Origin of the sequence: Lysinibacillus sp. PWR01 (genome assembly GCF_043359455.1) — a bacterium.
Lineage (GTDB): Bacteria > Bacillota > Bacilli > Bacillales_A > Planococcaceae > Lysinibacillus > Lysinibacillus fusiformis_F.
Genome location: NZ_JBHERJ010000016.1, coordinates 39,325 through 60,162 on the forward strand (window position 1 = coordinate 39,325; position 20,838 = coordinate 60,162).

The 20,838-nt window shown below is 38.7% G+C and carries 21 protein-coding genes and 2 riboswitches; of the genes, 9 read left to right on the forward strand and 12 right to left on the reverse strand.

Features of this window, described 5'->3' with window-relative positions:
- Nucleotides 1-4 precede the first annotated feature (4 nt).
- Nucleotides 5-682 carry a response regulator transcription factor gene (locus tag ACEVFT_RS02040; RefSeq protein WP_205442451.1) on the forward strand — a complete coding sequence of 226 codons (678 nt, stop codon included), beginning with the start codon at nucleotides 5-7 and terminating at the stop codon, nucleotides 680-682.
- Nucleotides 679-1,752: a sensor histidine kinase gene (locus ACEVFT_RS02045; RefSeq protein WP_393947851.1), complete on the forward strand. Its 1,074-nt coding sequence runs from the start codon at nucleotides 679-681 to the stop codon at nucleotides 1,750-1,752. Before ACEVFT_RS02040 ends, ACEVFT_RS02045 begins: the two co-directional genes overlap by 4 nt.
- A gap of 25 nt (nucleotides 1,753-1,777) precedes the next feature.
- On the opposite strand, the gene ACEVFT_RS02050 is transcribed toward ACEVFT_RS02045, so the two are convergent.
- Nucleotides 1,778-2,365, reverse strand: coding sequence for an NAD(P)H-dependent oxidoreductase (locus tag ACEVFT_RS02050; RefSeq protein ID WP_393947852.1), 588 nt, complete (start codon nucleotides 2,363-2,365; stop codon nucleotides 1,778-1,780).
- A gap of 121 nt (nucleotides 2,366-2,486) precedes the next feature.
- On the opposite strand from ACEVFT_RS02050, the gene ACEVFT_RS02055 reads away from it, so the two are divergent.
- The 3 genes from ACEVFT_RS02055 to ACEVFT_RS02065 all read left to right on the forward strand — a co-directional run bounded on the left by ACEVFT_RS02055 (nucleotide 2,487) and on the right by ACEVFT_RS02065 (nucleotide 4,493).
- The gene (locus tag ACEVFT_RS02055; RefSeq protein ID WP_393947853.1) at nucleotides 2,487-2,924 is read left to right on the forward strand and encodes a MarR family winged helix-turn-helix transcriptional regulator; all 438 of its coding nucleotides are present in this window, start codon (nucleotides 2,487-2,489) and stop codon (nucleotides 2,922-2,924) included.
- 126 nt (nucleotides 2,925-3,050) lie between these two features.
- Nucleotides 3,051-3,431 carry a hypothetical protein gene (locus tag ACEVFT_RS02060; protein WP_393947854.1) on the forward strand — a complete coding sequence of 127 codons (381 nt, stop codon included), beginning with the start codon at nucleotides 3,051-3,053 and terminating at the stop codon, nucleotides 3,429-3,431.
- Between the two features lie 255 nt (nucleotides 3,432-3,686).
- On the forward strand, nucleotides 3,687-4,493 hold the full coding sequence (locus ACEVFT_RS02065; protein WP_393947856.1) for a YqcI/YcgG family protein: 807 nt from the start codon (nucleotides 3,687-3,689) through the stop codon (nucleotides 4,491-4,493).
- Here the strand turns inward: ACEVFT_RS02065 and ACEVFT_RS02070 are convergent.
- From ACEVFT_RS02070 to ACEVFT_RS02085, 4 genes are all read right to left on the reverse strand, one after another.
- Complete coding sequence (locus tag ACEVFT_RS02070; protein ID WP_393947857.1) at nucleotides 4,440-5,753, reverse strand: amino acid permease; 1,314 nt, start codon at nucleotides 5,751-5,753, stop codon at nucleotides 4,440-4,442. The two genes, ACEVFT_RS02065 and ACEVFT_RS02070, sit on opposite strands and share 54 nt — an antisense overlap.
- 16 nt (nucleotides 5,754-5,769) lie before the next feature.
- Nucleotides 5,770-6,837 (reverse strand): arginine deiminase family protein, encoded by a 1,068-nt coding sequence (locus tag ACEVFT_RS02075; RefSeq protein WP_393947859.1) that lies wholly within the window; start codon nucleotides 6,835-6,837, stop codon nucleotides 5,770-5,772.
- 329 nt (nucleotides 6,838-7,166) lie between these two features.
- Nucleotides 7,167-8,192 (reverse strand): spore photoproduct lyase, encoded by a 1,026-nt coding sequence (splB, locus tag ACEVFT_RS02080; protein ID WP_393947860.1) that lies wholly within the window; start codon nucleotides 8,190-8,192, stop codon nucleotides 7,167-7,169.
- A gap of 15 nt (nucleotides 8,193-8,207) precedes the next feature.
- Entirely contained in the window at nucleotides 8,208-8,432 is a 225-nt protein-coding gene (locus ACEVFT_RS02085) for a transcriptional regulator SplA domain-containing protein (RefSeq protein ID WP_205442441.1), read from the reverse strand.
- A 179-nt stretch (nucleotides 8,433-8,611) separates the two neighbouring features.
- Here ACEVFT_RS02085 and ACEVFT_RS02090 point away from each other — a divergent pair, with 179 nt between their 5' ends.
- The gene (locus tag ACEVFT_RS02090) at nucleotides 8,612-10,000 is read left to right on the forward strand and encodes a TldD/PmbA family protein (RefSeq protein ID WP_342443070.1); all 1,389 of its coding nucleotides are present in this window, start codon (nucleotides 8,612-8,614) and stop codon (nucleotides 9,998-10,000) included.
- 3 nt (nucleotides 10,001-10,003) lie between these two features.
- Nucleotides 10,004-11,347, forward strand: a complete 1,344-nt coding sequence (locus tag ACEVFT_RS02095) for a TldD/PmbA family protein (protein WP_393947861.1) — start codon at nucleotides 10,004-10,006, stop codon at nucleotides 11,345-11,347.
- A gap of 185 nt (nucleotides 11,348-11,532) precedes the next feature.
- On the opposite strand, the gene ACEVFT_RS02100 is transcribed toward ACEVFT_RS02095, so the two are convergent.
- The 7 genes from ACEVFT_RS02100 to ribE all read right to left on the reverse strand — a co-directional run bounded on the left by ACEVFT_RS02100 (nucleotide 11,533) and on the right by ribE (nucleotide 18,041).
- Entirely contained in the window at nucleotides 11,533-12,378 is an 846-nt protein-coding gene (locus tag ACEVFT_RS02100; protein WP_393947863.1) for a GNAT family N-acetyltransferase, read from the reverse strand.
- Nucleotides 12,379-12,391: 13 nt separating this feature from the next.
- Nucleotides 12,392-12,940: a histidine phosphatase family protein gene (locus ACEVFT_RS02105; RefSeq protein WP_393947865.1), complete on the reverse strand. Its 549-nt coding sequence runs from the start codon at nucleotides 12,938-12,940 to the stop codon at nucleotides 12,392-12,394.
- Between the two features lie 98 nt (nucleotides 12,941-13,038).
- Nucleotides 13,039-14,346: an ATP-binding protein gene (locus ACEVFT_RS02110; protein ID WP_393947867.1), complete on the reverse strand. Its 1,308-nt coding sequence runs from the start codon at nucleotides 14,344-14,346 to the stop codon at nucleotides 13,039-13,041.
- A gap of 311 nt (nucleotides 14,347-14,657) precedes the next feature.
- The gene (locus tag ACEVFT_RS02115) at nucleotides 14,658-16,109 is read right to left on the reverse strand and encodes a spore germination protein (protein ID WP_393947868.1); all 1,452 of its coding nucleotides are present in this window, start codon (nucleotides 16,107-16,109) and stop codon (nucleotides 14,658-14,660) included.
- 154 nt (nucleotides 16,110-16,263) lie between these two features.
- Entirely contained in the window at nucleotides 16,264-16,731 is a 468-nt protein-coding gene (gene ribH / locus ACEVFT_RS02120; protein ID WP_205442434.1) for a 6,7-dimethyl-8-ribityllumazine synthase, read from the reverse strand.
- A 15-nt stretch (nucleotides 16,732-16,746) separates the two neighbouring features.
- The gene (ribB, locus tag ACEVFT_RS02125; protein WP_456952016.1) at nucleotides 16,747-17,376 is read right to left on the reverse strand and encodes a 3,4-dihydroxy-2-butanone-4-phosphate synthase; all 630 of its coding nucleotides are present in this window, start codon (nucleotides 17,374-17,376) and stop codon (nucleotides 16,747-16,749) included.
- 26 nt (nucleotides 17,377-17,402) lie between these two features.
- Nucleotides 17,403-18,041, reverse strand: coding sequence for a riboflavin synthase (gene ribE / locus ACEVFT_RS02130; RefSeq protein ID WP_393947870.1), 639 nt, complete (start codon nucleotides 18,039-18,041; stop codon nucleotides 17,403-17,405).
- A 226-nt stretch (nucleotides 18,042-18,267) separates the two neighbouring features.
- Nucleotides 18,268-18,393, reverse strand: a riboswitch (FMN riboswitch).
- Nucleotides 18,394-18,509: 116 nt separating this feature from the next.
- A riboswitch (FMN riboswitch) is annotated at nucleotides 18,510-18,635 on the reverse strand.
- 220 nt (nucleotides 18,636-18,855) lie between these two features.
- On the opposite strand from ribE, the gene ACEVFT_RS02135 reads away from it, so the two are divergent.
- Both ACEVFT_RS02135 and ACEVFT_RS02140 read left to right on the forward strand, forming a co-directional pair.
- Nucleotides 18,856-19,980, forward strand: coding sequence for a YibE/F family protein (locus ACEVFT_RS02135; protein WP_393947871.1), 1,125 nt, complete (start codon nucleotides 18,856-18,858; stop codon nucleotides 19,978-19,980).
- Nucleotides 19,977-20,753 carry a YibE/F family protein gene (locus ACEVFT_RS02140; RefSeq protein WP_393947873.1) on the forward strand — a complete coding sequence of 259 codons (777 nt, stop codon included), beginning with the start codon at nucleotides 19,977-19,979 and terminating at the stop codon, nucleotides 20,751-20,753. Before ACEVFT_RS02135 ends, ACEVFT_RS02140 begins: the two co-directional genes overlap by 4 nt.
- Nucleotides 20,754-20,838 lie beyond the last annotated feature (85 nt).

Here is a 20,838-nt window from a genome sequence, read left to right on the forward strand (position 1 = left end):
TGAAATGACAAAACTATTAGTGGTGGATGATGATGCACATATTCGAGAATTGGTAAAAGTGTTTCTGCAAAATGAGGGCTTAGAGGTGATAGAGGCTATCGATGGTGTTGATGCACTGTCCAAATTAGACACTGAAAAAGTCGATATGGTCGTGATGGACATTATGATGCCCAACATGGATGGCTGGGCATTATGTGAGGAAATACGTTCATTCAATACAGATCTACCAATCCTTATGCTAACAGCTAAAGGAGAAACCTCTCAAAAAATCAAAGGCTTTCATTTAGGGACGGATGATTATCTCGTGAAGCCTTTTGAGCCTGCTGAGCTAATTGTACGTGTTAAGTCAATCTTAAAAAGATACCGTATTTCCCTTTCTCAAGTTGTAGAGGCTGGTAACGTCAAACTGAATCGCCACACACATGAAGTGGAGATGAACGGCGAGACGATTCTACTTCGTTTAAAGGAATTCGAGCTATTATTTACATTTGCAAGCTATGTTGGCAAAACCTTTTCCCGTGAACAATTAATCGAAGAAATTTGGGGCTACGACTATGAGGGAGATGAACGAACAGTTGATGTCCATATCAAAAGAATTCGCGAGCGCTTCCCACAGGAGACGAGTGGCTTTGTCATTCGTACCATTCGTGGGCTCGGCTACCGCTTGGAACTAGCTTCATGAGAAAACGAAGATTCCTTTTAAGATTAGCCATGGTCTTTTGTTTGTTTCTTATTGCCAATACTGTTTTTGCTTTTATTTCCTATCACGCAACGACATGGCTGTATGGTCGATTAGGGACAGAACCTCATGGATTTTGGCTACAATTAGCAACCGTAATTGGCGTGTTTGTGCTCTTCGCTTGTTCAGCGGCTATTATCTTTTTAATTGGACTAAATCGACAACGCAACTACTGGGATACCATTGTCGATGCATTAAGCCGCATGGCAAAAGGTGATTTTGATGTTCAGTTGGATTTGAAAGCAGACGAAGAGGATCAATTTGGGCAATTGATTCATGGTATTAATCATATGGCCGTTGAATTAGGTGAACTGGAAAGAATGCGTCAAGAGTTCATTTCCAATGTCTCTCATGAAATTCAGTCACCGTTAACGTCTATTAATGGCTTTGCAAAGGCACTGAAAAATATTAATCTACCTGAGGAAAAGCGTCAGCATTATTTAGATATAATTGAATTGGAAAGTAATCGTTTATCCAAGATTAGCGACAATTTACTCAAGCTAACATCCTTAGAATCGCAGCATCATCCATTTGAGCCTATAAATTATCGACTCGATAAACAATTACGCAATGTTGTGCTGGCACTTGAACCGAATTGGATAGCCAAACAGATCGACTTTGATCTCGATCTTGATGGCATGAGCATCACAGCAGATGAGGATTTAATGAATCAAGTATGGATGAACTTGCTGACAAATAGCATTAAGTTTACGCCCGACAAAGGAACCATCACCCTCTCTATGAAGAAGCAATTAAATACGATAACCGTGATGGTTCAGGATACTGGCATTGGCTTAACTGAAGAACAACAAAAGCATATTTTTGAAAGATTTTATAAGGCCGATCAATCACGAACCGTTGGAAATGGCGGTAGCGGATTAGGGCTAGCCATTGTCAAAAAAATTATCGATATGCATCACGGAACTATTGCTGTAGAAAGCAAGCTAGCTGAATTTACAAGATTTTTGATTACGGTGCCCATCGACAGTACGCCAACTCGTGCAAACGACTAAAAAACGTCTGCACGAGTTATTTTTTCTAGTAAGCTACTTTTCTAAAATATTGATAGATTTTATTTAGTTTTTGCTGTTGTTTCCCTTTTTTGCTCTCCATATTACCAAACTCAAAAAACTTCACTTTTTTCATTCCAACAAACTTAAACAACGCTCTCTTCATCAAAATTTTATGTGCATTGTTCAACCATAGGAACGGATAATTGGTTGGCCCCTTCATTGTGGACACACAGACAACCGATTTCCCTTTTAAAAGACCCTCTGGAAATAACCCCTTTGTATCGCGATAAGCAAAGTTTGCCGCAAATAATTGGTCAATATACCCTAACAGCATGGCTGGCGGTCTCCCCCACCAGATCGGATAAACAAATACAATATGATCTGCCCAAGAGAGCTGTTGGCGGTATTTTTCCATTTTCGGATCCTGATACATATCACGACGTCGCTTATGCTCATGGAAAATTAAGCGTGGATCGAACTCTTCTTCATATAAATCTAGTATTTGAATCTCCTCGATGGCAGGATTTTCACGACACCCCTTTATCACCTCTTGTAAAAAAGCATAATTTAAACTTTTATGGTTTGGGTATGTATAAACAATTAACGTTTTCATTGTGTGCCTCCTCATTACTTATCATTTGATAACAAAATAATAGTCCATTCTATTTTAGTTGTCAAATGATAATTGTTTTAAGACAAGTTATTTGTTATCTTGACAGTAAGAGGTGATCCCATTGAATAAAAGCGCTTTATTTCATCAGTTTGTATCATTTACAGCCACCATCCATCAAGTGACACATGATCTCACACAAAATGTTACCGCTGCGAATATCACACCGCTACAATATAAAATTCTTGAATATATTAAAGTAAGCCAACCCGTCACACCAACCGAAATCAGTGAATGTCAGCACATGTCCTTACCGAATACAAGCCGTGAATTACGGAAATTGCAGGAACAACAGCTAATCGAAAAATTTAGCGACACAGCCGACCGAAGAAAGCAGTATGTCCGCTTGTCCAAAGAAGGCGAAGAAATGATGGAGGAGGCATTCGCCTGTATCGAAGAACGCTTTTTACAGCTTATTCAACACGCAACACAGGATGATCTAAAGGACATCCAGCATGCTCTAACCATTCTAGAGGAAAAGGTTTTTCAACAAAAAGGCTGAGAACATGTTGCTTTGGGAGTGTGGTGATGGCTACTATTGGAGGAGCAGGGGGCGGGATCTTTTCTTGACTGAAACTGTTCTTTCTTTGGTTTGAAGTGATCATTTTTAATGCCAAGCCGCTCTTTCTTGCTTGAAGTGATCTCATTTGATTCAAAGCCGCTCTTACCTTTGCTCGAAGTGCTCATTTTTGAACCGCTGCCGCTCTTTCTTTGGTTCGAAGTGCTCGCTTCTGATTCAAAGCCGCTCTTGCCTTGGTTCGAAGCGCTCTCTTTTGGTTCACAGCCGCTCTTTCTTTGGTTCGTGGCGCTCTCTTTTGGTTCACAACCGCTCTTTTCTTGGCTCGAAGCGCTCTCTTTTGGTTCACAACCGCTCTTTCTTTGGTTCGAAGCGCTCTCTTTTCATGCAAAGCCGCTCATCCATTGGTTCGAAGCGCTCTCTTTTACTTCTAAACCGCTCTCACCTTGGTTCGAAGCGCTCTCTTTTCATGTAAAGCCGCTCTCTCCCTAGTTCGAAGTGATCATTCTTGCCTTATTTCAAAGCGCTCACTCTTGATTCAAAACCGCTCATCTCCTGGCTTAAAGTGATCACTTCTTAACTTAAACCGCTTATTCTCTTTAATCGAGTTATTTATCTTTTGGTTATCCATAACGTGAAATGAAGCATAAAAAACTTTATCAGAATACCCGTGTCACTCACCTTAGATTCGTAACCACTTTGTCTTTTCTTTAATAGTATAAAGGTGAGTAGAAGGAGGAGTCTCAAGTGGAAGTAGTAGTGTTTGATAGGGAGTGGATCGAGGAACAGTTTGAAACACTTCCATTATGGCAACAGTCAGCCTATACTGATTTTGCTGCCACGATTGCAGACGAAGCGAATACATTTCCGTGTATACCAGCAAGAATGGGCTTTTTATCAAACCATTTGCGCTATAGTTTTGTCGGGGATCCACGGGAGGAGCAATCGATTAAGATGTTGGCACAATGCTTAAAGGACTATACGAAAGCGTCACGAACTTTCGGGAAGTATACAACACTCACTGTGTTCTTTCATACCCCTCATGATATGCGAGATAGCTTTGAGGTGGCAGATTATCAGCAGTTATTTTGGTCCATCTTAAACAATTTAACCAATATGGATGAGATGGATTGGCCTGAGGGAATACCAATGGAACCAACCCACCATGAGTGGGAGTTTTGCTTTCATGGAGAGCCCTATTTTATTTCTTGTGCAACACCAGCCCATAAATTGCGAAAGAGTCGTCATTTTTCCACTTTATTGATGGCTATTCAACCACGTTGGATATTTGATGATATTAACGACTCGACCGCCTTTGGACGAAAAATCAAAAAGCTCATCCGCCAGCGTATTGCAGACTATGACACGGTCCCAGGGCATCCAGATTTAAAATGGTACGGGCAAGAGGATAGCTATGAATGGAAGCAGTATTTTTTAAGTGATGATAACCATAGTCCATCCAAGTGTCCTTTTTTACGGATGTCACAGGAAAATGGTTCATTACGCAATGTTTTTTTGCCTTTTCACAACGATCCACGTCGCCACACCGATTAAGACAATAAAGAGCAGGCTCACGCAAAAGCCGAGTCTGCTTGTTTTTTCACCTAAAGTCCCAGATACCGTCACAGCAATGAGCAACATCCCTATACCATTCTTTACATGCCCCCACTTCGTTAACTCCATAAGCTTCCCATATGTTACTAAAATAAAAAGCCAATTATAGATCAACATTAAACCCGCTGCCGTGATCAAATATTCAAAGATTTTTTCTGGCATCAAAAAACCAATCACAATCGTGATCACTAACCCACCCGTTAAAAATAACAAGGCTGGAAAGGGAACTTTCATTTTTCCTTTCTTTGCGAGTATTGCCGGTGCATCATGGTCCTCAGCAAGTGTAGTGAGAATGGTAATGACTGCATAAAGCGAAGCCACCATTGTTGAGAAACCAGCAATGATTAACACACCATTAAAAATATCTGCCACAAAGGGTATATGATAATTTTGAAGCGCTGTAATAAAAGGACTTTCATCGATCGAAAAGTCTTTCCACGAAACGAGTAACAATGCAAGGGCTATAGCCATGATAAAAATAATCGTAATCACAAACAGCATCATTCTCCCTGCTTTTGGCGCTTCCTTTGGATTTTTCAAATCGATGACCATTAAACCCATCACTTCAATTCCTCCGTATGCATAAAAGGCATAAAGCAAGCCGAGCCAAATGCCTTTTATTCCTTGCGAGAAAAATGCTTCATAATTAGTTTGAAGTGAAGCCAATGTAGCGGATGGTGTGCCTTTCATGATGATGATCACCGCTACGATAATGAACATAATGATGGCCGCTGCTTTTAGAGCGCCGAAGATATTTTGAAAATTTTCAAAGCCCTTCATGCCTGTGAGAATGACGACTAAACCGATAGCAGCATAAATTGATGCAGCAATCCAGAGGGGCAGCGCTGGAAACCAAAATTTCGTAAAAATGCCGAGCGCCATCAGCTGGCTTCCCATAATCAATAACTCAGAAATCAAGTAAACCCAGCCATTACTAAAGCCTGCCCAGCGTCCAAAGGCTTGCTTGGCGTAGGTACGAAATGAGCCTTTATCTGGGTTGTCCACAGACATTTTAACAAGTGCATCATACACTATATACGTACATATGGCCGCTAATAAAAAAGGAATTAATACCGCAGGCCCACTTTTATGAATGGCCATACTTGTCCCAAGAAAAAAGCCTGTGCCCAGTGTACAACCGATACCAAGAAGCGAAAGCTGCCACCATGCCATACTTCCTTTAGTTGATTTTGAAGTCATTTTTATCAGCCCTTCGTTACGTTCTTACCAATGGCAATGTCATACAGCGAATGCCACCGCCGCCTTTTTCAAGCTCTGTGACATCGACTTCAAGCAAGTTCTTTTTCTTTAGCAGTGGATGCGCCAATAATTGTTGTTGCGTTGCCTGCTTGCTTATCAACAGTGTTTCTGGATTCAGGTTAATGAAGTTAATGTCTGGAATGGTCTTATATGTGTCTAGCCAGTAAACATCAAAACCATGGCGCTGTAAAAATGGCTCTACCATGTCAAAACGACTGCTTTGCGCTGTCAACACCTGCACAGGGAAATGGCGTACAAAGCTTTTAGCTACTACCAGATTAGCGTTCGCTACATTACAATTCATATCTAAATGCAGCGTATCATTACTTTTTGGTAAATCAATCACAGCAATTTCTGAAAAGCCCTCCTGAAAAATGCTTTCCTTCAAGCTTTCGATAGCCTCTAATGTTGTTCTCATCCCAAGATTAATGAGCACAGCATCTTTATTTAAAATTAACAAATCTCCGCACTCGAATGAATGAAGTGGTTGTGATGTAGCTATCCATTGCTGCGGAAACCATCTCTCTAAAAGTGAATGAGCAAAAGGATACTCTGGTCTTCTAAGTGAACTGCCTGCCTTTCCAAGTAAAAGTCGATTACCAATGACACAGGCGAGGTCACGTACAAAATAACGATTGAGTAGCTGTTCACTTAATAGCTGCTGATCATGGGCTAGTTCCTTTGCATAATCAAGTACATGTACCCCAGCGTTTTCTAATGTTGTCTTGAATGCCATGAAGTTCTCCATTGCCTTCTGATGGTTAACAGTAGCACTCCAACCAACCTGCTCTGCAATTGTTAAATTGGTTACATCTACGATTGATGGTGCACAAAGCATCACCACTTTTAATTCCCCATGTTCTGACCAACAATTTAGTTGAAATGAATCCATCCATGTATTCTCCCCTTCTTCACGACGATCTCTGTTAGCGTTACCATTGACTTTCGGATTATACAAGGCCAATAGTTTCGAACATGATGGAATACTATAAATTTCTAAGACAGTATGTAGGACAGCAGCCAATCATTTTACCTGGTTAGGTGGTCATCATGCTAATCCATCAAACGAGCTATTACTACAAAAAAGATATGAGGGACTTCCTAAATTAGACGAGAGCTTTAAGGATACACAGTTACTAGGTGATTTTTCTAGTCCAGATTGTTACCTTAAAGTATCGGATGGGGACGAATTATACGCAGTGACAGCAGTCCAAGAAATGTGCTCGGTAATTTAGCGATTGATTATACTGAATCAGAAACAATGGAATATTTTTCACTGTTAGATTTACCAAACGATTTAATAGATCGCCGCTATATTTTTAGAGAGAAAACAAGCTGTTCTCTCTCTACTTGTCATGTGAAATATTCTAATTTCGCTTGAGGAAAAAATTTCTGCATATAGCCATACAGGTGCTCTTTAATGTCTTCCTCTTCTTCTTTTTGATAAATATATTTACCAATCCCATATTTGCCCCATTTATATCGTCTCACCGTCTCATCAAGCTCTAGCTTCGTCATCGGGTAATTTTTTTCTATCACACGTTTGGCTGGCTTTGTAAAGCGATGCTGAATAAACTCAAAGGTGATGTCATCTCGCACATCCTTTGGCAATTCAGCATCCAATCGCTCAAACATATGGTAATAGCCCTCCTGCCAGCCATCATGAAGATAAATTGGGGCCACAATAAAGCCAAGTGGATAGCCAGCTCTTGCCACTTTCCCCGCTGCTTCAATACGCTTCGCTAACGGAGAGGTACCTGGCTCAAAATGTTTAATCACATAATCAGCATTGACACTAAAACGAAACCTTGTCCGCCCATTATGCTTGGCATCCAATAGATGATCCACATGATGGAATTTCGTCACAAATCGTAATTGGCCTAGCTCACTTTGGCCAAAATGCTCAATGGCTCGCTTTAAAGTATGTGTTAGATGATCAATTCCTACAATATCAGAGGTACAGGATGCCTCAAAGCGTGTGATGTCAGGTGCTCGTTCAGCCATATAGTGATCAGCCTGTTCTAGGATTTCATCGATATTGACATACGTCCGAATATAAGGTTTACTGCCCATTGTTGTTTGTAAATAGCAATAATGACAATGCCCCATACAGCCTGTGGCAAATGGAATGGCATATTCAGCTGAGGGCTTAGATGTATCAAATTTTAATGTTTTTCGAATGCCCACTACTAATGTCGATTTGGCTACCCGATACTTTTGAAAATCATTGTCACCAGGAAGATTTCTCACTTGATTGTGCGAAGTTGTATAGCGAATTTCAATCCCCATCTGCTCAAACTTCGCTTTTAGCTCCTGACCTAGTGGATAATGAAGAGCATCAGGCTCAAAATAAACAAGCTGAGGGGTAAATGGCTTCATTCTGTTAGTCCTCCCTCAATGAAAATACTGATGATAGGCCTGTTCAGCCGCCATCTCACTTGCAAAAATTAACATGTCATTCGTAATTGGATAATATGTTTCAAATAAAAATAGCGCTAGCTCCTCTGGTTGCTCTGGATGATGTACCACTGCCGCTTCCTGTATATTCGTTACATCTTGAATATGTGGATTGCGGTAAAAAATATAAACAATATCTCCCACATCAAATGGTTGTTGCATCTCTTCACCTTCCTCTGTCTTTCCATTAGTTTGGTGAAAATGTACAAAAAATATGTCATAAAAAAATTTATTAGCAATATACATACATTTGTGTGGTTATTTTCATCAGTTATTTAGGAAAATAGCATAATACAGAATTTTTTAATAATTTGGTATAATCAAGAAAAGGAGGAAGATACATGCTTAAACAATCGATTATAGAAAATGTGCTTGAAGCGGCTCTTGTAACAGGCGGTGATTTTTCTGAAATCTTCATTGAAGATAAGTACACCAATGAATTCCTATTACAAAGTGGAAAAATTGAACAAAGTATAGCTGGCCGTGATTTCGGTATCGGCATCCGGATTTTTTCAGGATTTCAAAGTATTTATACCTATACCAATGACTTTTCAGAGGAAGGTTTACTTGCAGCAGCCAAAAGAGCAGCATTAGCGATTAAAGGTGACGCATCGGGTACCATTCACCCACTTCATAAGGAAATCATCCCACCTATTCATCAAATCCTCCGTATGCCCAATACAGTGGAGCACGCAAGTAAAATAGCTATTATGCGTCAAGCAGACTCCATAGCACGAAATTATGATTCTCGTATTAGCCAAGCAAGGGTTCGCTATTTAGACGAACAACAAAACATACTAATTGCTAATTCTGAAGGCAAATTTGTAGAGGATACACGTGTTCACAGTAGACTCAGCATACAAGCGACTGCCACAGAAGGCAACGAAATCCAAACAGGCTTTTATGGACCTGGTGCACATGCAGGCTTTGAATTTATTGAGCAACTAGATCTAAACCACTATGCAGGAGAGGCTGCACGTATTGCTGTGACGATGCTTCATGCAGATGAATGTCCAAGTGGTAAATTCCCTGTCATTATTGATAACGAATTTGGTGGTGTCATTTTCCATGAAGCTTGCGGTCATGGCTTAGAAGCTACGGCTGTTGCTAAAAACAATTCTGTCTTTGCCAATCGTATTGGTGAAAGAGTGGCTCCTGAAATCGTTACATATATTGATGATGGCACACTTCCGAATGAATGGGGTTCGCTAAACATTGATGATGAAGGAGAAAAAACAAGAAGAAATATTTTAATTGAAAATGGCATATTAAAGGGCTACTTAATTGATAAGTTTAATGCTCGACGCATGAATGCTCAGCCAACAGGCTCTTCACGTCGCCAATCTTATCGATTTAATCCGACCTCACGTATGACCAATACTTACATCGCACCGGGAACATCTACCCCAGCAGATATAATTGCCTCTACGGAGTATGGCATTTATGCAAAATATATGGGTGGAGGACAAGTTTCCCCTACCACTGGTGATTATAATTTTGCAGTGATGGAAGCCTATATCGTCAAAGATGGCAAAATAGATCGTCCTGTGCGTGGCGCTACGCTCATTGGCAATGGAGCCAAGACATTGCAGTTAGTGGATCAAGTTGGTAATAATCTCGCTCATGGAGCAGGCATGTGTGGATCACTTAGTGGTAGCCTTCCTGTCAATGTCGGACAGCCGATGATTCGCGTAAGTGAAATAACTGTTGGTGGAACAAAGGGGGAATAAACTATGAGTATCACACAGTTCCAAAATAAACTTTTACAACAAGCAGCACTGGCTGGACTAACGGAAGCAGAAGTCTATTATGAACAGAAAACTTCTTTCCAATGTACACTGTATGAGGGTGAATTAGATAGCTACGAAACTTCTGAGGATGGAGGTCTTAGTCTTCGAGGTCTCTATAATGGCAAGATGGGCTATGCTTATACGGAAAAAGTAGATGATGATTCCATCTCTTTTTTAATTGACCATGTAAAAGCCAACGCAGATGTACTAGATGAATATGAAGACCTCTCCATTTTTGAAGGCAGCCCGGAATATGCTGAGCACTCTTTTTACAATGAATCGTTAGAAGCAGTTAGTATTCCTGAAAAAATCGATATCCTACGTGCCATAGAACAGAAGATACGAGCATATGATCCTCGCATTGTTACGCTCGATTATTGTATACTCCAATACTATTCAACGGAGCGGACTTTAGCGAATAGTAAAAACTTATCTTTATCACATAAGGAAAATGGCTTAATCCTCTATCTTTCAACTGTGGTCAAAGAAGGAGACGAGTTAAAATCAGGTGAATATTTAAAAACAACGAGAGATTTCCATGCACTTGATGTAAATGCTATTGCCAAGAAAGTTGCTGAGGAGGCACTTGCCAACTTAGGTGAACAGTCCATCCCTTCTAGCAAATACCCTATCCTTCTTCGGCATGATGCGGCAGCTGCACTACTTAGTACCTTTATGCCTATTTTTTCTGCCGAAAATGCACAAAAGAATCAGTCATTGTTAAAAGGAAAGGTGGGGCAGCGAGTCGCCTCTGAAGGGGTCACACTTCTCAATGCTCCTTATCATCCAGATGCGCTATCTGGTGGGAACTTTGATGGTGAAGGCGTTGCGACAAAACATCAAGCCATTATTGCTGATGGGACATTACAAACCCTTTTGCATAATCGGAAAACAGCTACTAAAGATGGCTGTGAAACAACAGGCCATGCAAAAAGAGAATCCTATAAAGAGACGTTGTCCATTGCTCCTCAAAACATTTATATTGCACCTAGCCAAGATACACAGGACACATTAATCGCCTCTTTATCAGAAGGAGTACTCGTAACCAATTTATCAGGGCTTCATTCTGGTACGAATAGTATTTCAGGTGACTTCTCTGTTGCTGCACAAGGATTCCATATTCAAGACGGCAAAATTGCCTCACCCGTGAAGCAAATGACCATTGCGGGTAATTTCTTTAGCTTACTTAAAGATATAGAAGCCATTAGCTCCGATCTTTATTTTTTACCAAGCGGTCATGGTTCACCATCATTCATTGTTAAAGAACTAGCTGTAACTGTTGATTAATAGTAGAAAAGCGAGCCTCTCTTTAATCGGAAGCTCGCTCATTTTATTTGGATAAATCAATTTTTTATTTAATAAGTATATCGTCAATCCACCTACAGTCATAAACAATAATTTTAAGTAGCTGGACAGCGTCAAAGCTAATACCTGATAATAAAACCGTTACAGCAACGTAAAGGATAACCTGCTTAGAATCGCTTTATCATCTGTACCTGCTCTGTCGTCACCTTAAGTCCATGCTTTAATAAATAGTTCGTTGCTGGGTTGCTGGCTAAGAAGTTCACTGTTGTCAAGTGGACTTTATCTGTTGTAATACTTGCTAAAAACTGTGGAAGTAAATCTACATTACCTTCTTCAAGTATTACCAATTGGTAAAGTAGAATACGCTCCACCTCACCAAGTTTATTCCACACGGTTTTGTATAGCATATAGCCCAGTGCTTCCTTGTTATCGTTATAAAACACCTTGGCTTCTCCCTGCTTCACACTCTGCCAGCTACACTGCCAAGGAACATCTTCCTGATAAAATGATAGATGTGCTAGCTGCTCAGGGCGAATGGTTGCTATATGAAGAGCGGCTGTAGATTCTGTTTTTACTTCATACTCGCCACTTAAAAATAGTAAGTGATGAGTAATTACATAGCCATATTTTTCATATAAAGCAATGGCTATCTGGTTTTCCTTAATCGCTTCCAGCGTACCCATTTCTACGTTTTCCTGTTTATAGATGGCTAAGGTTTCCTCCATTAATAGGCGCGAGACTCCCTTACCACGATACGCTGGGGAAATACCTGTCCCCCCATTCCAAGCAATTTTTTTGCCATCGATGGTACGAAAGCCATTCATAACAATGGCAATCGGTTCATTTTGGTCGAAAACGACGATGGAATGCTCAGGAGATAGCCCCTCGCCCACTAGTCGCTGTAAAAACATTTCTGCTGTCATATTGATTTCAACAAAATAGCCTTCAAAGCCTTTGTTCCATGCTTTCAATACTTCCTCTAATGTACATTGTGCAACTGTTTTAATCTTCATATTTCCCCTCTTTTCAAATGGAATCTAATGTTGCTAAATGTTCTAAGGTTAGTTTTCTCACAATCTCATAACCTTGTCCTAGACCCCTCGGTTTTATGACAACCGTCCCCATATTCGAAATGACACCAAGCCCCACGTCTCTTGGAAAGCTATGACCACTGATTACTCTATTTATGCCCTGTGGTGGTATGATCTCCAACATTGATGTAAGAGTCGTTAATATGCGAGTTTGCTCAACACTAGCAAGATTGCCACCTAACATAAAGATTTCAAACAAAAAGGGGTCAATTTGCACATTGTTAGTTGGAAATGCCAGTCGAGCTGTTTCAATCGTCCGACAGAAAGGGCTAGTAGTAATGGTGGAAAGGATGGGAATTTGCCAATAGCGTAGCATTTGACCATAATACATAGCCTCTCTACGGCCATGATCGGACAAATTTCGTTGATTTCGACAACTGTGCAATGTACCATAGGCTTGATCGACACCGACAGTTGCAGTCCCATGCCTTGCATATAAAGTGAGCCCACCCTTTCTCAATAACGCCAGGAGAGCCTTTTCCATTTTCTTCATCTCCTTCATCATATCACTTTCTACTTTGTAATGTATGTTCTATACATAGAAAAAAGCTCCCTACAATTTCTTGTAGAAAGCTTTTTCTTTTATTTTATTGGAAGATGGACAATGGCAGTCGTTTCTAAATGTTTTGATGAATCAATTGAAATATGACCATTATATTTAGCAACAATTTCTTTCACAATAAATAAGCCTTGGCCTCTTAATCTACCATTCTCATGTTTTTTCGTTGAAAATCCTTGCTTAAATATTTGATCAGAATTCGCAATATTTGGCCCTGTATTAGTAATTTTAAATTCATACTGTGCCTCATCTGCTGAACAGCAAATTTTAATTTTACGTTGTTCCTCAGGTAATTCAACAGCAGCATCAATCGCATTATCAATTAAATTAGATAGAATCTTGATTAAATCTGTAGTTTTAATCTTATTAAAGTCATCTTGAGAAATAGTAAAATCCATATCGATATTATGATTTTGAGCCGTTAATTTCTTCGTTTGCAATAATATGGATAAACCTGGATGATCAATATTTAATTTTAATGATTTAATCGCTTGCACTTCTTTCGATAGTGAAGATAAATATTGTTTAGCCTGATCTGTTTTTTCTAATTGTAATAAACCATGTAACACTTGAATATGATTCGTAAAATCATGACGAAGGGACGACACCGAAGTAATCAATGTTTTGATTTCTGCTAGGTACGTGTCCTCTGTAGCTCCAACTTCCTTCGCTACCTCTTTTTGATACCATCTTTGTAAAAATAAAAAAGAACCGATGACAATTAAAATAAGCACACCATTAAAAATAAAATTAAATAAGTTGTCTTCAATGACTTTACCCTTAATACCATTTAGCGTATCTGCACTGATGTCAATGCCTAAATACCCGATAATTTTCCCATTGTCATCTTTGATGGGTGCACCAACCGACAAATAAGACCCATGTACAGAATCATGAATTACCTCTGTGACATAGGTTTCACCGTTATAGGCTTTTTTAACTTGCTTTGCAGGAACAGTACAAATCACCCCAATTCCAAAGCCCTCTTTCATTTCTTTTGGCATCCCCGTAATCATGGCTATTGATACTTCAGGATTGTCCACCTTTAAGGTGTAAACAAATAGTGCCCCTAATTTTATTCTTGCATCATTTAAATAACTTCTTACTTTCCAATAATAATCATTTTCCTGTGGATTATTCAAAAATTGCTGATATGCATCCGTATCAATGGATGCAGCAATAGAATGGGCTGCCTCTAAACTTTGATTGGCAATCGACTCTTCAACGGTCTTTTTTATTTTTACATAGGATGTAAAGATGTTTAAACTTGTAAACAAACATAATAAAATCGTTGATAGAATTAATATTAGTTTTATTTTTCTATTTTTCATAAAAAACGGTACTTCCTCATCTATAAATATTCTAGAATATTATTATATTATAATTAACTCTATTTTTTGTTTGTAAAGCAAACATTGCTTGTATATCCTACATAAATTAAAACACAAAATCAATTTTTATTTTATTCATTCCTAAAATTACACACCGTAACCAATAGTTTAATAATCCTTGACAAGAAAGTAAACTAAAAAGGTAAGTAATAGCGTTTTATGTCTCATTTCCTATTTAAATGGAAAATGAAAAAGGCCACTAAAGCAAAGGTCACAAAAAAGATCAGGTACCGACAATACCTGATCTTCTCTTACATTTGCTTCTTCTTATCCGAAGTACGTGTTTGATCCTGTGGCTTTAAAAACGAAGGTCGTTTCGTATAGCTCTTTGGAGAGGGGCGCAATAATGACTTTCGAAGACTGCCCTTTTCAAAGTCTGCACTAAAGTTTATATAGGGCACTCCTAAGACTTGCATATTAGCCGTATATAGCAGTATGAAAAAGACTGAAATAAAGAAACCAAATAAACCAAAAAACGCAGAAGCCATAATAATGATTAATCGAAAAATACTCATAGCCGTCACAAAGGATTGATTGACCAGTGTAAAAGCAGCAATACTTGAAATGGCAATCACAACAATCATCGAAGGACTTGTAACACCTGCTTTAATGGCAGCATCACCAATAATTAATCCTCCCACAACACTGATTGAGCCACTGATTGCACTTGGTAGACGCAAGTTGGCTTCCCGAAACAATTCAAACATAAATAGCATCATTAATATTTCAAGAATCGTTGGAAAAGGTAGCCCTGTTCTCGACTCAACAACCGTTGCAAGAAGAATAAAAGGAAGCTGCTCTTGATGATAAGTCGTCAACGCAAGCCACAAACCTGGTAATAGCATACTAATTAATATCCCTACAATTCGAAGTAATCGCTCCAGTGAACTGACAATGATTGGATATTCATTATCCTCTGCCGATTTAAAGAGTAGCATAATATTTGTAGGCGTAATTAAAGCATAGGATACGCCATCAATCATTATTAATATTCGCCCATTAATTAATGACTGCAAAGCAAAATCAGGTCTTCCTGTATAATCATGTCTTGGAAGGATGGTTGCTGTCTTTTCGATTGTTTCCATTAACAAATCACCATTGATAACAATATCCGTATCGATTTTTTGTAATTGAAGTCGAATTTGTTCCAGCATATTTAAATTCACAATGTCTTCCATATAAAGGATGGCTACTGTTGTTTTAGAACGCTTGCCAATTTCTAATGTCTCAACACTAAAAGAATTAGTGGGTAATCGTTTTCTTAATAAAGCAATATTAATAAAAACATCTTCAATAAAGTCATCTCTAGGTCCTTTGACCACTAGTTCTAGTGTTGTTTCCCCAGGCTCTCGATTTGGTCTTTTTGAAATATCGCTAGAATAAAGTAACTGATTTTCTTCAAAATACAATAAGACATGGCCTTTATAGACTCTTGTCACTGCATCCTCTTTCGATGAAATCTTTTGTAAATAGGGTATGTGTAAATGCTGTTCGATTTCTTCCTCTAACATGTCCTCAGAGACTTTGCTTAACAAAGATTGAACACGTTGAACAACCACAGTTTGAAGTATTTGCTCATTGACCATTGCATCACAAGTTATCAAATGTACTGTATATTGCTGAAAATTATATTGTTGGAAAATCACATCAGCAGAGCGTTGAAATAGTGATTTCAACATTTTCAAATTGATCATTTGTTCCATTGATGAAATACTTCTCATCTCCTACTGAGCCAGCTCAAGATTAGTACATTTATGAAAACAATCACCTTCAATAAATACACTTAAGCATATTTTTCCCACGGTTGTTCAAAATATTCAAAGAAACAAATGTTGTGACGAGTTATTCAAATTATCCTCATCCAATCATTTTCTTTAGATTCGCCATCTCAATCGCAGACATTGCAGCATCATAGCCTTTATTACCAGATTTCGTGCCTGCTCTTTCAATCGCCTGTTCAATGTTTTCAGTCGTGACAATACCGAAAATAACAGGTACATTCGTTGTTAACGATACATTGGCAATGCCTTTTGCTGATTCATTACAAACATAGTCATAATGAGTTGTAGAGCCACGAATAACGGTACCTAAACCAATAATGGCATCATATTTCTTTGTTTCTGCCAGTTGTTTCGCAATAAAAGGAACTTCAAAAGCCCCTGGAACCCATGCGACATCAATAGATGCGGGATCAACCCCATGGCGTGTTAAACCATCCATTGCTCCATCCAATAATTTGCTTGTAATGAACTCATTAAAACGACCTACAACTACTGCAATTTTTAAATCCGTTCCAATTAATTGTGCTTCAAATGTTTGACCCATTGTTCTTGCTCCTTTTTAAATAGAAATTTTATTTTCATTTGTGGATAACTGATTACGATAAACAACCAATGCTTCTATTGATATCATTTTTAAGCCATGATGTGCCGCGAACTTTGTCAGTTCCTCAAAACGAAGCATTTGCCCATCATCCCCCATAATTTCACAAATAACACCTGCTGGTATACTATGACAAAGCTTCGCCAAATCAACTGTCGCTTCAGTATGCCCTCTCCGTTCTAACACACCATGCTCCTTCGCAATCAGCGGAAAAATATGACCTGGTCGACGAAAATCAGTCGGCTTAGCTTGCTTTTCTATCATTTTCTGTATTGTCAATGCACGCTCAAAGGCGCTAATCCCTGTCGTTGTATCTTCATGGTCAATACTCACCGTAAATGCGGTTTGATGGTTATCCGTATTGCGCTGAACCATCGGATGTAAATCTAGCTTTTGTGCGATCTGTTGCGAAATCGGTGTACAGATTAAACCTCTACCATAGGTTGCCATAAAGTTGATCGTTGCAGGTGTGATGAATTCAGCGAGTGCCAACAGATCTCCTTCATTTTCCCGATCCTCATCATCGACCACCACAATCATGTTGCCTTGCTTTAAATCCTCAATGGCTTCTTCAATTGTATGTAGCACGATTATCATCTCCTCATTCTGTTATTTTAAAAACCATGTTGTGCTAAATAATCTCTCGTAATTGTTGGCGTTACTTGCCCTTTTTTTAGTTGCTGTAAAATATATTTACCAACTAAATCTGTTTCGATATTAACGATTGCTCCAACCCTCTTCATACCTAAAACGGTTTCTTTGTAAGTATGAGGAATGAGTGAAATCGTGACACGATTCGCTTCAACATGAAAAAGGGTTAAGCTTGTGCCATCAATAGTTATGGAACCCTTCGGAATACAAAAGCTTGTTAGTTCTTCTGACATTTCAATATCCATATAAACGGCATTTGCTACTGGACGTATGCGCAAAATTTTACCGACTCCATCAACATGACCAGCAACAAAATGACCGCCAAATCGTCCATTGGCAGGCATGGCACGCTCCAAATTAACAGAATCACCAAGTGCCAGCTGCTGTAAATTTGTTGCTTTGACTGTTTCAGGCATAACATCCATTGTAAGCTGCTGATCAGTAAAATGTGTCACCGTTAAACAAACACCATTGACTGCTATACTGTCGCCAAGCCTGACATCCTCCGCTATCATGGCTGATTGAACCGTAATTTTCATACTGTCCCAATCGCTTTGCATAGCTTTTACGACACCAATATCCTCTACAAGCCCTGTAAACATTTCATCACCTACTCTACTTTATTAGCACTTCTATCCTTCACTTTTGAAGTTTTATCCGTCATTTCTGAAATTCTATCCACCTGTTTTTGTGTTTTATCCTTCTCCCTTCACTAATTAACAATAAATAAAAAAATAAAAACCCCTTTCATCAAAGGGGTTTTGGGAGTATAAGACATCAACAAATAAGCCTACTTGAAAACGATTTTTTCCATAGACTGTCATCTCATTTGTTCTTCTCCCATCCAGACTATCACTGTCGGTTTTGGATTTGCACCAAATCAGCTTGCGCTCACGGACTTTGAATTGCTTCATCACCGCCGATTGGGAATTTCACCCTACCCCGAAGAACATCTTCTATTCGATTGTAGCTAAATAAAAAAACTTCCCAAAAGATGATTGGGAAGTGGCGTAATAAATGCATAGTCAAATAAACCTTCTAAATTAGAATCAATTTAAAAAGCTCGCATTTTTACCCTTCTCCCATCCAGACTGTCACTGTCGGTTTTGGATTTGCACCAAATCAGCTTGCGCTCACGGACTTTGAATTGCTTCATCACCGCCGATCGGGAATTTCACCCTACCCCGAAGGATACTTTTATTTAGCTAGTCTTACGATAACACTATTTTATTATATTATCCATCCTTCTTTTTAAATTTTTTTCGTCATATAAATTTTAAGCAGCTCTGACGTGACTTGATAAATGTAAAAGAAATTATTAAAATGATGACATTTAACTTGTTTGTGAAACTTCTCAATCAAAAAAACGTTCCTTTACAGGTGACTATTCAGTCTAACAGTTTGGAGGTCATTTCCTTGACATTTTTAAAAAATATACCGTTTAAGCAAGGTGTTTTCTATGCCTTATTAGCACTCTGTTGTGGAATTTCAATTGTTTTCGTCCATCATAATGAACAATTTTATGATCGACCGATAGCGGAAGTAATACAGGTGAACGTCACAGAATCGGAACCGATGACAGATATGTATGAGAATGAGGATGAATTGTTTACACAGGAAATTACGGCCATGATCAAAAATGGACAGTATAAGGGGCAATCCATTCATTTGATGAATGACTATTCTTCTTCTGGTGCTTTTGATCAAAAATACCATGTAGGCAATGAAATCTTTGTCACCATAGATAATCACGCAACACAATCAGGGTTAACAGGTACCATCCTCGATTTAAAACGTGATCAAACCATGATCATGATTGCGTGGATTTTTATTTTTGCCTTACTCATTATAGGCAAAAGACAGGGCTTGTTTTCTATCATTAGTTTGGTTGTCAATGCCTTGATCTTATCATTTGCATTAGATCTTTATGTTACACATGGGGGCGTAAGTCTGTTATTCGTTAGTGGTATTTGTGCCCTGTTATTTACCATTATTTCGCTCCTACTTATTAGCGGATTGAATACAAAAACGTATGTAGCCATTGTGTCCACACTTTTAGGAACCATTATAGCACTTATCATTAGCTCAATTGTGATGTGGTTGACAGGTGAAAATGGTCTTCGTTATGAAGAAATGCAATTTTTAACACGGCCCTATCGCACAGTCTTTATGGCAGGTTTATTTATTGGCTCACTTGGGGCTGTCATGGACGTCTCTATTACGATGGCTTCCTCCATATTTGCTTTATATGAACAAGACCCTTCTATTTCTGTGAAGGCACTTAAAACTTCAGGGCATGAAATTGGTAAAGATATCATGGGTACGATTACAAGTATTTTATTCTTTGCCTACCTTTGCGGCTCCATACCTATGATTATTCTCTATTTGAAAAATTCTTCCACATTAGGACTCACATTGTCCTTGAATCTTTCTTTAGAATTAGCCCGTGCCTTAGCAGGGGGGATTGGTGTTGTCCTCACGATTCCTATTAGTCAGTATACTGCTATATTTTTCATTAATCGAAAGAGGGTTCAAGAATGAATGTTATCGTCTTATTAGCAGTTATTTTATTTGCGTTGATGGTGATAGTAGGTGGTAAGCAGGGTGTCCGCTCATTTCTTTCTTTATTTCTAAACTTTGGTGTACTCTTTATCACCATCTTTTTAATGACAAACCCTAAAAATAGCCCCATTATCTTGACGTTTATAGCCTGTACGGTCATTAGTTGTATTAGCCTTTTCTATATCAATAAAACAAACAGTAAAACCATTACAGCCTTTATCGCGACGATGGTGACGATTGTTGTGTTACTGCTATTTATTACCTTTATTACAGAAAAATCGATGATCCAAGGGTTTGGTGAAGAATCGACTGAAGAAATTAGTATCTTTTCCCTCTACATTGGCGTTAATTTTGTGCAGATTGGTGCATCAGTCATTATTATGAGTACGATAGGTGCCATTATGGATGTGGCTATTTCTATCGCCACTTCCATGCATGAGATTTTTTATCGCAATCCCACGATTAGTAGAAAGAAACTATTTACATCTGGGCTAAGTATCGGGAGAGATATTTTAGGAACTGATACCAATACATTATTTTTTGCTTTCTTTGGTGGCTATTTAAGCTTGTTAATCTGGTTCAAGGATCTCTCCTATTCGATTGGCGAGATTGTTAACTCCAAAGTTTTTAGTGCTGAAATGACAACCATTCTTTGTGCAGGCATCGGCATTGCAGTGATTATTCCGATTGCCTCCTCCATCAATGCCTATTATTTAATTCGAACACGAGAAAAAACAGAAAAACTGTTGTAAAAAGATACTAGCACCTAGCACTTATATGTGATAGGTGCTACATGTTGTTGAAAAAAGATGATGTCAACGGCAGAAAAAGCAACTT

What these genes read in the sequence shown, in the direction of transcription:
- ACEVFT_RS02040 (WP_205442451.1), top strand. Translation starts at nt 5, where the DNA reads ATGACAAAACTATTAGTGGTGGATGATGATGCACATATTCGAGAATTG.
- ACEVFT_RS02100 (WP_393947863.1), bottom strand. Translation starts at nt 12,378, where the DNA reads ATGAAGATTAAAACAGTTGCACAATGTACATTAGAGGAAGTATTGAAA.
- ribE (WP_393947870.1), bottom strand. Translation starts at nt 18,041, where the DNA reads ATGTTTACAGGGCTTGTAGAGGATATTGGTGTCGTAAAAGCTATGCAA.
- splB (WP_393947860.1), bottom strand. Translation starts at nt 8,192, where the DNA reads ATGAAGCCATTTACCCCTCAGCTTGTTTATTTTGAGCCTGATGCTCTT.
- ACEVFT_RS02140 (WP_393947873.1), top strand. Translation starts at nt 19,977, where the DNA reads ATGAATGTTATCGTCTTATTAGCAGTTATTTTATTTGCGTTGATGGTG.
- ACEVFT_RS02045 (WP_393947851.1), top strand. Translation starts at nt 679, where the DNA reads ATGAGAAAACGAAGATTCCTTTTAAGATTAGCCATGGTCTTTTGTTTG.
- ribH (WP_205442434.1), bottom strand. Translation starts at nt 16,731, where the DNA reads ATGGGTCAAACATTTGAAGCACAATTAATTGGAACGGATTTAAAAATT.
- ACEVFT_RS02050 (WP_393947852.1), bottom strand. Translation starts at nt 2,365, where the DNA reads ATGAAAACGTTAATTGTTTATACATACCCAAACCATAAAAGTTTAAAT.
- ACEVFT_RS02115 (WP_393947868.1), bottom strand. Translation starts at nt 16,109, where the DNA reads ATGGAACAAATGATCAATTTGAAAATGTTGAAATCACTATTTCAACGC.
- ACEVFT_RS02110 (WP_393947867.1), bottom strand. Translation starts at nt 14,346, where the DNA reads ATGAAAAATAGAAAAATAAAACTAATATTAATTCTATCAACGATTTTA.
- ACEVFT_RS02070 (WP_393947857.1), bottom strand. Translation starts at nt 5,753, where the DNA reads ATGACTTCAAAATCAACTAAAGGAAGTATGGCATGGTGGCAGCTTTCG.
- ACEVFT_RS02085 (WP_205442441.1), bottom strand. Translation starts at nt 8,432, where the DNA reads ATGCAACAACCATTTGATGTGGGAGATATTGTTTATATTTTTTACCGC.
- ACEVFT_RS02105 (WP_393947865.1), bottom strand. Translation starts at nt 12,940, where the DNA reads ATGGAAAAGGCTCTCCTGGCGTTATTGAGAAAGGGTGGGCTCACTTTA.
- ACEVFT_RS02090 (WP_342443070.1), top strand. Translation starts at nt 8,612, where the DNA reads ATGCTTAAACAATCGATTATAGAAAATGTGCTTGAAGCGGCTCTTGTA.
- ACEVFT_RS02095 (WP_393947861.1), top strand. Translation starts at nt 10,004, where the DNA reads ATGAGTATCACACAGTTCCAAAATAAACTTTTACAACAAGCAGCACTG.